The sequence below is a fragment of the Simkania sp. genome, assembly GCF_965215465.1.
Taxonomy (GTDB): Bacteria; Chlamydiota; Chlamydiia; order Chlamydiales; family Simkaniaceae; genus Simkania.
Genome location: NZ_OZ244056.1, coordinates 1456010 through 1467084, shown reverse-complemented (window position 1 = coordinate 1467084; position 11075 = coordinate 1456010). Strand labels below are relative to the sequence as shown.

Annotated in this window: 10 protein-coding genes; 5 read left to right on the top strand and 5 right to left on the bottom strand. The window is 41.5% G+C overall.

What is annotated here, in order from left to right; genetic code table 11:
* Window positions 1–32: 32 nt before the first annotated feature.
* Window positions 33–1031, top strand: a complete 999-nt coding sequence (locus ACOOFG_RS06805) for a hypothetical protein (protein ID WP_420420723.1) — start codon at window positions 33–35, stop codon at window positions 1029–1031.
* 79 nt (window positions 1032–1110) lie between these two features.
* Window positions 1111–2685, top strand: a complete 1575-nt coding sequence (locus ACOOFG_RS06800; protein WP_420420722.1) for a serpin family protein — start codon at window positions 1111–1113, stop codon at window positions 2683–2685.
* Here the strand turns inward: ACOOFG_RS06800 and ACOOFG_RS06795 are convergent.
* The 4 genes from ACOOFG_RS06795 to ACOOFG_RS06780 all read right to left on the bottom strand — a co-directional run bounded on the left by ACOOFG_RS06795 (window position 2682) and on the right by ACOOFG_RS06780 (window position 6519).
* Window positions 2682–3377: a DNA alkylation repair protein gene (locus ACOOFG_RS06795; protein ID WP_420420721.1), complete on the bottom strand. Its 696-nt coding sequence runs from the start codon at window positions 3375–3377 to the stop codon at window positions 2682–2684. The genes ACOOFG_RS06800 and ACOOFG_RS06795 overlap by 4 nt on opposite strands.
* Complete coding sequence (locus ACOOFG_RS06790; protein WP_420420720.1) at window positions 3374–4921, bottom strand: Npt1/Npt2 family nucleotide transporter; 1548 nt, start codon at window positions 4919–4921, stop codon at window positions 3374–3376. The genes ACOOFG_RS06795 and ACOOFG_RS06790 overlap by 4 nt, the downstream gene beginning before the upstream one ends.
* Window positions 4922–5048: 127 nt before the next feature.
* The gene (locus ACOOFG_RS06785; RefSeq protein ID WP_420420719.1) at window positions 5049–5627 is read right to left on the bottom strand and encodes a hypothetical protein; all 579 of its coding nucleotides are present in this window, start codon (window positions 5625–5627) and stop codon (window positions 5049–5051) included.
* A 313-nt stretch (window positions 5628–5940) separates the two neighbouring features.
* Entirely contained in the window at window positions 5941–6519 is a 579-nt protein-coding gene (locus ACOOFG_RS06780; RefSeq protein WP_420420718.1) for a hypothetical protein, read from the bottom strand.
* Between the two features lie 230 nt (window positions 6520–6749).
* On the opposite strand from ACOOFG_RS06780, the gene ACOOFG_RS06775 reads away from it, so the two are divergent.
* The 3 genes from ACOOFG_RS06775 to ACOOFG_RS06765 all read left to right on the top strand — a co-directional run bounded on the left by ACOOFG_RS06775 (window position 6750) and on the right by ACOOFG_RS06765 (window position 10135).
* The gene (locus tag ACOOFG_RS06775; protein WP_420420717.1) at window positions 6750–7358 is read left to right on the top strand and encodes a hypothetical protein; all 609 of its coding nucleotides are present in this window, start codon (window positions 6750–6752) and stop codon (window positions 7356–7358) included.
* 42 nt (window positions 7359–7400) lie between these two features.
* A complete protein-coding gene (locus ACOOFG_RS06770; protein WP_420420716.1) occupies window positions 7401–8675 on the top strand; it encodes a hypothetical protein in 1275 nt (424 codons plus the stop codon).
* A gap of 182 nt (window positions 8676–8857) precedes the next feature.
* Entirely contained in the window at window positions 8858–10135 is a 1278-nt protein-coding gene (locus tag ACOOFG_RS06765) for a hypothetical protein (protein ID WP_420420715.1), read from the top strand.
* Here ACOOFG_RS06765 and ACOOFG_RS06760 read toward each other — a convergent pair.
* A complete protein-coding gene (locus ACOOFG_RS06760) occupies window positions 10127–10993 on the bottom strand; it encodes a hypothetical protein (protein WP_420420714.1) in 867 nt (288 codons plus the stop codon). The genes ACOOFG_RS06765 and ACOOFG_RS06760 overlap by 9 nt on opposite strands.
* Between the last annotated feature and the right edge of the window lie 82 nt (window positions 10994–11075).

Sequence of the window (11075 nt, the reverse complement as noted above, 5' to 3'; positions counted from 1 at the left end):
GATTTTTTTTTCTTCTTTCTGGAACGAAAATCATGAAAGATCTAAGATTAATACTTTCAGTCTATGTAAAGCATTTGCGTCAAATGGGAAACAGCCTCCGGTTAAGCCTTTTCATTTTTGCTATTTTGTTGCCATTTGGGCTATTTGCAGCAGAAGACTCAAATCAGATTAAATCTGAAGTTCGTATTGCAAATTTGCTTCCCTATTTAGTCCATCCTCCTCTTGTTGAACCCTGCTTGCCCTCCGATTTTGCGTTAGGAGAGCGAGAAGATGACCCTTACTTCTCTCATGGGTACTACTGGGGCAATGTCAAAACAGTTCAGGGCTATTTTGAAAATCCTTCTTCCCTCAATTCATGCATTATTCGAGCTCAAGTGTCGACGAACGTGACCCAGATTGGCCTCGACCGGTTTAGTAATGATGGCAAGACCAATGACCTCACTGCGGCAGGTTTTACTGAAATCCTGGTGAACAAAGGAAAATGGGGCATTTTTCCTTACCGCGAAGTGCATGCAAAGGGGCCAAAAGGCCGGCATTACTATCAATTATGGGTTGGACTCAATGAAGAGAGTGGAGCAACGATTTACTTTCAGCTACTCTATCCAGAGTACATCAATGAGCCCACGCAAAATCAGAAAAAGATTTGGCATGACTTCATCAAAAAAACTTCGTTTATGAGCTTGCAGGACTTGATGGTTTTTCATGAAGTGAAGAAACCAAAGATCCCCGATGTTCCTTACAAGTTTTTTGTTGAAAAGAGGCTTTATGATAATCGGTATGCTATCATGGTTGAATCGCAAGATCACATTGAAGTTGATGTGCATGAAGTCAGAGAGATCAATCTTTTGTCTGGCGCATTTGACAAACCTTATCTTGAGCTTCAAGTTGACATCCGTGAGAATGCACTCGTGAAATCAGATACCTTTCAAGTCGATTTCACACCAGTCGATGAATTCACATTTCATTCTTGTCTTCTCTACCCAAAAGCTCTAAGAATCACACCTGATTTTTTCTTGCTATTAAAGAGATAAATTCAATTCTAAATCATTGCACTTCCAATATTTGCTAATTTTCTCTATCCTTTCACGGAAAAAACGATGGAGATCGATCATGTCAGTATCTGTTCTAAATGCAAATAACCAGGTTCTACATGCTAAAGAGTTGACTCAAGCCGTTGCCCTTGTGACAGCTGGTGCCCTTTTGGGCTCAAAGTATCTTGTGAGCTACTTTCCTGCGATTTCAAAGGAAGCCTTACTTCTTGCTCTAGTAGCCACTAGTGTTGGTCACTATGCATTTGAGGCCATGTGGACAAGTCCTCGTAAAGACGAAACCCTTATTCGCATCATGTGCAACGTTGTCCTTGTTGCTTCTGCCATCTCATTGACATGGTGGATGACTCAATCACCCTGTGAGGCTCTGCTGAAACTAGGAGCTATTGAGCTTGCGATCTTGACTGCAATGGATCAGGTGAAGCCTAAGCAATGGGAAAGCATGCTGCAATGGATCCCTGGGATTTCAACAAAGCCTCAAGGACCCTCATCAAGTAGTGTTAAAAAGCCCGTTCCCCCCGAAATTGCAAATGTTGAGTTAGCACAATCTGATTTAGAGAAAATCCAAAAGGCCGTTCAAAAGCTTGAGCAAGAGCTTGCCTCCACAAGAGATCCAAACAAGTCTTATGCTCAGTCTGCTATGAGTCTCTTTTTTGTCTTAGGGATGCTCCTTCGAGCCATGCCAGAGAAAGATGTTCCAGCATTCATGAAAAAACTTGGCTTGGAAGGGATGAGTGAAGAGCAAGTTCATAAAGGGATGAATCAACTTCTAAAGAACTTAGCTGGCGATGAGCCCAAAATTGTGATTGGTAATGCCATTGCTGCGAAAGTTGGCAAAGTTGACGCATCTTTCGAATCTATGATTCAATCTGTGTATGACGGTGAGCTTCTCCCTGCTGATTTAGGCAAAATCAATACATGGGTGAGTGATAAAACAGATAAACTGATTCCAAAGCTTTTTGATGAATTTCAAAGCGATAATTGTGCTCTCATTAATACAACCCTTTTTGATGGCAAGTGGCAAGATCCCTTTGCCCCAGCGAAACAGGGTAAATTTACAACGCTTAGTGGGACAGCTGTTGATGCTCAAATCATGGAAAAGGAAAGCGATTTTGTCTACTTCAAGGGAGACGATTTCGCCATGCTTCAAATTCCCTACAAAACTTCAGGGGATGCGGAGAAACCCTTTGCTTACACCATTTTCCTTCCAGATAACCCTAAAGCCATTGGGGACCTTGAAAAGAAATTGACGCCTGATTTTATTCAGGACTGTCACGCTAAAGCAAAGATGACAAACGGAATCAAACTCTACTTGCCGAAAGTAGATCTCAAGACAGATGATAGAGGTTTGAAAGCATCCTTGGAAAGTCTAGGCTATCCTGTTCCTACGATTTTGAGCCGCTTTAATGGTGATCCTCTGACTGAAATCGGCCAGATGTGTTGCATCAAGTGTGATGAAAAGGGGACAAAAGCAGCAGCAGCTTCCTATGCTATGACAAATGAATCTGCTTGTTTTCCTCCTCCTCCTAAAATCACTTTTGATGCAAGAAGCCCCTTTATCGCTCAAGTCACACGTGAGGGGCATTCACTTTTCCAATTAGCGATTAAAAATGAAGAAGGTTTAGCTCAAGGCTAAGACTCTGATTTTTGAGCGTCTTTTACTTTTGAGGCAAGCTTTCGACTTGCCTCTTTTTTTGCGACGGGTTTCAGTGTATCAGAATGGACCTCTAAAAACTGCATGACGCGCGCAGGGTTGTGCTCGCCTAAAACTCGGAGCCACCAACCGATCGCTTTTTGGATGAACCACTCTGAATCGGTTGCGTAGCGCGCCGCCCAGCTGAGCATTCTTTCAGGATCATAGCCTGGCTTAGCGTAAGGGAGAGTGTAAATCAGCGCTGCGCGTCGCATCCAAAAGTTTTCGTGATAGGTCCACTTTTCGAGCTCATCTAAGAGTGATTCATCTGCCAAAATGCATTTGCGAGCAGCTGGGGCGAGTTGATCTTCTAAAGCCCAGCCATCGACTTGCTTTAAGAAGTCGACAATCAACTTCCAAAGAGCCTGTGAAGGCTTGACTTTTGGGAGAGACAGCAATTTGGTGGCGCAGATCATGGGATCAAATAGGTCTGTTTCCCATAAAGCTTTTGCAAGAGGTAGAGCGCTTTCAATGCCAAACACTCCTAGTAGAGAATGGGCATACTGTGTACATGATGGAGTGGGAACTCCCCAATGTTCTCTTTTTGATTTATGATAGTTTTGATCCCAGATAGCACGCTGTTTTGTGCCCAACTTTTTTAAGTGTTTTAATATCTCAGAGAGGGAGGAATTCATGTGACAGGTTTAGGCTCAAGCTCTGCCTGTCTTTTCTTAGCCTCTTCTTCTTCAAGGAGCGTTTCTTCTCGCGCTGAAAGCTCTTTATTAAGGTAGCGCGCAGAGTAGCTCCAGTAAAGAGCGACACCTAGAACGATAGGAAGGAGATAAGGAGTGATTGAAATCACAGATCCCGTTCCAACAAGTTCAATTAAGCCAATTTGGAGCCACGAGGAACTCGATTTACCTAGCCTTGAACCGACCATATCGATGGCAGCTTTTCCTTTCACTTTAGATTCAGGGTCAAGCGGGATATAAGCCATTTCTTTAGTAGAGTCAAAAAAGGAATATTTGACGACTTTACTTGTGATATTTTGGAAGGCTCCGAAGAGGACAATCATCATGAGTGGAGTGAGTCCAACATAATGTGCAAAGGGTCCGAGGTAGGGCTTGAGAAGGCAAAGAAGGAAGAATACTCCACCAGTAATCCCAACGGCCCAGGGTGTGATTTGAGCGCTAAAGTGCCAACCAAATCGTCTGAGGAAGTTGCCTCCTAAGAAGAACACAGTGATGAGGGCGACAATTCCAACAATTGTGGTGACGCGCCCCATAAACATTTGATAGTCGGCAGTTGTTGGGTATTGCATCTTTAAGTGGGCTTTCCAAGTCACCTCAACCATGTTGATGGTGAGGGCGCAACCGACAACGAGGACTGCAATTGCAAGCAGATATTTAGATGAAAAGATGTGCCTGATGCTGTCGCGGAGGGAGAGTTTGGTCTTCTGGTTAACAGTTTGTTTTGTCACAGATGGGTCGTAGTACCGCTTGTCAGTTAGGACGTAGCGATTCATCCACCAGTAGACAGCCATAATCAAGAGGCCACAGACGAAGACATACCCGAGAAGAGATTGCAAGGTGAGGGCATAGCTTTGGCCAAGGAACTTTTTCCCATAGTAATAAGTAAGTGGGCCAGCTAAGATCGTCGCTAAATCGCCTGCTGCGATAAACAGGGTATAAGACCTTTTCGCTTCTTTGACTTGGCAAATGTGGTTGGCAAATCCCCAGTAGAGGAGAAAAATGACAACCTGACCCCAGAGCTCTGTTGTGACAAAGAATAGAGAGTGAATCCAATTGCGATAGACAGCAATCCAGTGCGTGTATTTTGCTCCAAATTTGGCCGTTAACAAGTTCGCAGAATCGCTTGGAGTGAGAATTCCCATATTGGGATACAAGACAAAGCCATAAAGAAGAACGATCGCAAGGAAAGTAGAGATGATTCCATAGAAGAGGGTCGAACGCTTAAAATGGTTACTCAATTTTGAATAACCAATCGCACAAAGAATAGATAAGGGAAAAACAATCCATCCTTTTAAAACAGGAATGACTTCTGCTCCAGAATGTTTTGCCGTCACCACAAGGGGATCCTTGAGTAAGGTGAGTGTGGCATAAACCATAGAAACTAGAAATTTAAGAAGTAAAAGAGGAAGGACTTTCTTTAGTTCGGAGCGGCGTATTGGCCAGACTTTTTGAGCCCAAGTGGACTTGTCAGATTCGATATTGCTCATGATCCGTCATTTTAGGATATTATTCTAGCACAAGTTTTGGAAAAAGCAACACAAAATATTCAGAGAAAAAAAAACCTCGAGCAAGTAGCTCGAGGTGAATGATCTAATCCGATGGTAAGCTTAAATTTTATTCGCTGCTCTTATGTTCGAGGAGTGTTTCTGTTTCTTCTCGATCGTCGTGTGTTAAGTCCTTAATCACGTTTTCCTGAAGCACTAAGCGCTGCTGCTCACCAGTAAATTGTTCTTTGAATTTGCGCAGTTCTTCGAGTTCATCTCTATTGTCTTTAAGCGAGATGCTCTTCTGAGATGTGAGTTCACTTAAGACGTAATTACATTTTGCAATTTTCATCTTTTTCTTCTTCGAATGTTCGTATTCAACTTTTGTGAACTTCTCTGGATGTTTCAAATAAAGAATTCTGAGGAAACTTTCTGCTCTTTTCGCGATCCGTTTTTCTGCCCAGATACGAAAAGCTTGAACCTTAGAGTTAAGCATTTTATTTTCAAAATTTTCGTTCAGACCGTAAGGGAGTAACACGCGCCCTAATGCGAGCATCATTGCTGTGTCGCTGAGATCAAACACGATCTGCTTTCGATTCACGTTCTTATAGCGAATTTCTTCGTCCTTCCTCTCCGAGGATTGTAGGGTGACGAATTCAATTTTCTTAGATAGTTCATCTGACTCAAAAATCTTTTCATCTATTAGCATTTTCTAAAGTCCCTCTATATAAACCTATTCTTAATATTATTATTACATAAATTTAATAATATTCCAATGTTATACTTAAATAAAACATAAACTATTTATCATGAATAATTTATATTGAATCAATAGTGTGAAAGATAACTCTACACCTCGTGATTTAGAGTAGAGCGCTAACAATTTGCTAAACTTTTTCCAAAAAGTTTAGATTTGGGTTCGCCTTGATTGTAAGTGGTTTGTTATAAGATAGATATAAAATTAGCAGACGCAAAAAAAAAGCGGCTAAATTGGATTTAACCGCTTTCTAAATAACTTGAAATTAGACGTTTGAACCAATTAGCTTTTGTGCGTTTGCATCTGATCCATCGTGAGTGAGTTCCTCAATGACGTCTTTTTGGTGACGTAGTTTCATTTCTTGTTCTTTGAACTTCTCTCTAAACTCCTCTAATTCAGCGTGATAATCGTCTTTGTTGTCTTGAAGTGAGATGGTCTTTTGGTTTGTCAGTTCGCTGATGATCAGTGTTCCACGCGCCAGCTCCATCTGCTTCCGACCTTTGCTCTTTAGCTCAGCCTGTGCGAATTTCTCAGGAGATTTCATGTACAGGCTCATCATGAATGATTGTCCACGCTTTGCTAGCCTTTTTTCGCCCCAATAACGGAAGAATTCGATGTTTGACTTAGCTAGCTTATTTTCAATAAGTTCCATTACACCGTATGGACGGAGAATTTCACCTAGAGCTAGCATAATCGCTACATCACTGAGGTCGAATCGGATCTGTTTCCGATTGATATTCTTATAGCGAACTTCTTCTTCTCTTCGTTCACTTGATTGAATAGTAATAAACTCGACTCTTTTAGTAAGAGACTGAGACTCAAGCATTTTCTTTTCGAATTCCATGCTGTAGCCCTGGGTTATGTGTTATTAATAATTACTTACAATTATCTCATTTTTTATAATTTAAATCTATTAATTTTTGTTAAAAATAATTTTATACTAATTACTTACATTTTTGGCAAACCCCCGTTTTTAGTGCTAAAAAGCGCGGGTCAAACTTAGCACTCTCTGCTGAAGTTAGCACTCTCTGGGAAGGGATTGACAAAAGGGAGGGGATCGGTCATGCTAGCTGCATGTTTAAGCGAAAGATCTACTACGAAGCGAAAAGCGAGTTGCTTGAGGATTTACTGGAAATAGCAGGCGAAGAAGGCCATGAGCCCCCTCCACCCCCTCAAGGGATCCCCAAGAGATGGCTGCCAGGATTTATCCGTTTTCCCCTCAAATGCCTCCTCTTGCCCTACATTCTTATCGATGAACTGATGCAAAAGCTAGCTCGTAAGATCATTCGTCCTCCATTCAAACAAGTCGGCAAATGCAAGAGACGTGGGAACTGTTGTTATTATGTCCTCATCCGTCACTCAGGGACTCTCTGGGGACGTCTATTTCTTCTGTGGCATACCCAAGTCCATGGCTTTTATATGCGCTACAAACAGCCTCATATTTATGAAGGGCATGAGATGTATATTATGGGATGTCGCTATCTCAAAAAAGATGGCTCCTGTGGTCAGTACAGAGTGCGTCCTCAAGTTTGTCGGCAGTGGCCGATCATCGAGCATTTTGGCTATCCTAAAATTCTCAAAGGATGTGGCTTCAGTTCAAGTCCTCTCTACCCTCCGGAAGGTCCAAAAGATGCCTTCGACGAAAAAAAAGAAGGCGACCCTCGACTAGCTATTTTAAAATAGTGATCACTTCTGTATACTTTCTTCAAAAAAATGGTGGGCCAAATGTCAACTCTTAATTCTATTTCTTCGAATCATCTTAAAGAAACAGCTCTTTTTACTTTCAGCGGAGGCTTGCTGAGCACTTTCGTTGAGGGTGCAAAGAAAACTCATAACTCAGTCATTCAAGTTTTTGCGCTTGGGATTCTCAATCAATTAGCTTTTCATTTTACTTCGCACCTGATGCAGGGACAGCAGCAGACACCTATAGATCGTTTGGCAATGAGAATTGTGACTGCTGGATTGAATGCTATTTTGTTTGCTTCATTCATTGGTGCAAACTCGTTTCTTAATGGATGCGTTATCGGAATTGCGCATTGTTTTTTCCATTCTTATCTATTTCCGTCGCCCTTTATGCGTAGTGGAAGTTCTAGTTCGGTGATTCCTCCTTCTTCCTCTCATGAACATGAATCTAGCTTGACTGGATCAAGAAAGCCTTTTTTCGTACCAGATCACAGAGAGATAACTAAGTTGGAAAATTTGAGGGCTGATCCGAAACATGACTTCTTTGGAGATGTGCCGTGTTTTATCTATGGATTGATGAGAGTGATTGATTTAACGCCAAATCGAATCGGTTTGGGAAACCACGGAGAAAACTGTTTGATTGTATTATCCCAATCAGGGAAAAATCTTGTCCGCAAGGATGGAACAGTTTTTTCTGATCGATCAAAACCTTTAAGTGAATGTGATTATCTTGTCTCCGAGGTTCTTGTGCCTAAATCTGCTAAACCACTTAGATCTGTTCTGACAGATCTCATCAAGGGGTTGGATGAAAAAAATCATGCTTTTCCGCAAAAACTTTTCATTCCATATAGTGAAGAAGGATACCATGCTGCTGGTTTAGCCATTGAATTTTATGACTCTGAGATTCATGTGATTGGTTTTGATTCACTGGGCGATTCGAGTATGATAACAAATGGGGTCAAAGAATTGAAATCTGTTCTTGAAACTGTGATTCCCGGTCGAGATGTGAGAACTGTTGTCACAGTAAAGGGTCAAAACAACCAAAGTGCGTGTGGTTTTCATACAGTCTTTAATATTATGCGAGCTGCTGATTTCAAAGGGTCACTGTATCACGCTGTTCAAGAGGCAAATCGCAACGGCAAAAATGCTGAATTCTTTCCTCTATTGGACTCCGTTAAACTTAAAGAAGAGTTAAGTGATTGTCGACGGGGAGCAATCAAGAAATTGAGAGAGTTTCTCAACAATAATCCTGGAAAAATTCTAGTGAATGGAAAACCTTATGATGTGGACTTATCCCATGATCCACACCCATGGTGAGGGCGAAGTAAACGTCATCATTTCCACTCTGTTGGTGCCTCCAATGCGGTAGTCGAAGAAGGAGGCTAAAAATGTTGCAGCTTCGTAGGAGCCTTTGAGGAATAAGAGAGGATAGCCCTCGATTGGCTATTTTAAAGTAGCGATCATTTCTGTATACTTTCTTCAAAAAAATGGTGGGTCAAATGACAAGTCTTAATTCTATTTCTTCGAATCACCTCAAAGAAACAGCTCTTTTTGGTTTCAGCGGAGTTATGTTGAGCGCTTTTATTGAAGGGACAAAGAAAACTCAAGACTCATTTATTCAAGTTTTTGTTCTCGGAATTCTCAACCAATTAGCTTTTCATTTTACTTCGCACTTGATGCAGGGACAGCAGCAGAAACCTTCCGAGCGATTGGCAATGAGACTTGTGACTTTTGGCTTGAATGCTATTTTGTTTGCTTCATTGATTGATCCGAATTCATTTCTCACAGGTTGCGTTATCGGCATTGCTCATCTCTTTTTCCATTCTTATCTATTTCCGTCGCCCTCTATGCATAGTGGAAGTTCTAGTTCGATGATTCCTCCTTCTTCCTCTCATGACCAAGATCGTAATGCGACTAAATCTGGAAAGGTCTTTTTGCTACCGAGTCCTGAAGAGATAACTTTTGGATCACAGATCAAGTGTGCTAATGAGAAATATGGTTTCTTTCAAGACATTAAGAAATTTATCTATGCATTGATGAAATTGATTGATTTAAATCAAAATATGCCGACTATGCATTTGATTGAAGAAAATTGTTTAATTGTATTATCCCATCATAGGGAAAATCTTGTTCGAAAAGACGGCGCAGTTTTAGCTGATCGATCCAAATCTGTAAGTGAAAGTGATTATCTTGTGTCTAAGGTTCTCATCCCTAAATCTGATAAACCTCTTAAGTCTTTATTGACAGATCTCGTAAAAGGGTTAGAAGAAAAAAACCATGCTTTTCCACAAAAACTTTTCATTCCATATACTGAAGCAGGGTATCATGCCGTAGGGCTTGCTATTGAGTTTTATGACTCTGAGATTCATGTGATTGGTTTTGATTCACTGGGCGATTCCAGTATGATAACAAAAGGGGTCAAAGAATTGAAATCTGTTCTTGAAACTGTGATTCCCGATCGAGATGTGAGAACTGTTGTGACAGAAAAGAGTCAAAACAACCAAGGTGCGTGTGGTTTTCATACAGTCTTTAATATTATCCGAGCTGCTAATTTCAAAGGGTCACTGTATCACGCTGTTCAAGAGGCAAATCGTAACGGCAAAAATACTGAATTCTTTCCCTTCTACAATTCAGCTCAGCTCCAAGAAGATTTAAGCGATTGTCGACGATTTGCCATGAAGATATTGAGGAAGTTTCTTGAGAACAACCCTGGAAAAATTCTAGTGAATGGAAAACCTTATGATGTGGACTTATCCCATGATCCACACTCATGGTGAGTACGAAGTAAACGTCATCATTTCCACTCTGTTGGTGCCTCCAGTGCGGTAGTCGAAGAAGGAGGCTAAAAATACTGCAACTTCTTGGGGAGTCTCCAGAAGCTTAACATAAGCAGCAGAATTGTCCGGATGCAGCGCTGTTTTTCTGTGGGAGTCGTAGATCACATAACGGTCCTTTGTTTTTGCAACGAGGGTTGTCAGACCATTGCAGGTGAGAACTGTTCCTGCTCCTGTTTCGGGAATCTTCCCTTCGAAAAGTGACTGTCGCTGTTTTTCTGTGGAGGAGAGAGGGGCAAATGTATCAGTAACTTCTTTTAGATTATCTGTAAAAGCTCGAGATGCTTCTTTTGTGGATAAGGAGTATCCTGAGAGAAGTTGGGCAGCTGGTTTTGTATCAAATTTAGAATAGCGGCTTAAGAACTTCATGAGAGACCATTCTTTTGGTGATCCAGGATTGTCACGGAGAAACTTGTTGACTTCTTGAGCAGGAGCACCTTGTTTAATGAGGTAATCGCGTGCTTGAGCACGCCTTTCTTTGTGGAGTCGCCTACTCAAAGTGGTAAAAATTTCGAGTCCTTCGGTCAAACATTGATCGATCAAGGGGCTGTCAATATTGTCATTTTGGAGGAGGTGTTTGAGAAAGGTCAAGGCTTGAACTGTGCAGCTTTGCCTCTCCTCTTCCTTTTTTGTGTCAGTGTATTGGTTTTTGGTTCCAAAAATGGTTCCTTTTTTCACCTCGACTTTTTCGGGAGTAAGCGGCGATGAACTTTCTGGTGCGACACTAAAAAATTGCGAGAGAAATCCTTCTAGAATGTAGAAAAGGGGGAAAAGGTCAAGCAATGAAAGGGTAAAGTGCACGATGGCGCGATAGTTCCACTCTTTTTCTTGAAAAAAGGCGTCTTTGTGCTAGGTGAACCCTTCAAATGAAAGAGCTCCAGAA

Coding starts and splice junctions, on each gene's coding strand:
- ACOOFG_RS06805 (WP_420420723.1), top strand. CDS start 33: ATGAAAGATCTAAGATTAATACTTTCAGTCTATGTAAAGCATTTGCGT.
- ACOOFG_RS06800 (WP_420420722.1), top strand. CDS start 1,111: ATGTCAGTATCTGTTCTAAATGCAAATAACCAGGTTCTACATGCTAAA.
- ACOOFG_RS06795 (WP_420420721.1), bottom strand. CDS start 3,377: ATGAATTCCTCCCTCTCTGAGATATTAAAACACTTAAAAAAGTTGGGC.
- ACOOFG_RS06790 (WP_420420720.1), bottom strand. CDS start 4,921: ATGAGCAATATCGAATCTGACAAGTCCACTTGGGCTCAAAAAGTCTGG.
- ACOOFG_RS06785 (WP_420420719.1), bottom strand. CDS start 5,627: ATGCTAATAGATGAAAAGATTTTTGAGTCAGATGAACTATCTAAGAAA.
- ACOOFG_RS06780 (WP_420420718.1), bottom strand. CDS start 6,519: ATGGAATTCGAAAAGAAAATGCTTGAGTCTCAGTCTCTTACTAAAAGA.
- ACOOFG_RS06775 (WP_420420717.1), top strand. CDS start 6,750: ATGTTTAAGCGAAAGATCTACTACGAAGCGAAAAGCGAGTTGCTTGAG.
- ACOOFG_RS06770 (WP_420420716.1), top strand. CDS start 7,401: ATGTCAACTCTTAATTCTATTTCTTCGAATCATCTTAAAGAAACAGCT.
- ACOOFG_RS06765 (WP_420420715.1), top strand. CDS start 8,858: ATGACAAGTCTTAATTCTATTTCTTCGAATCACCTCAAAGAAACAGCT.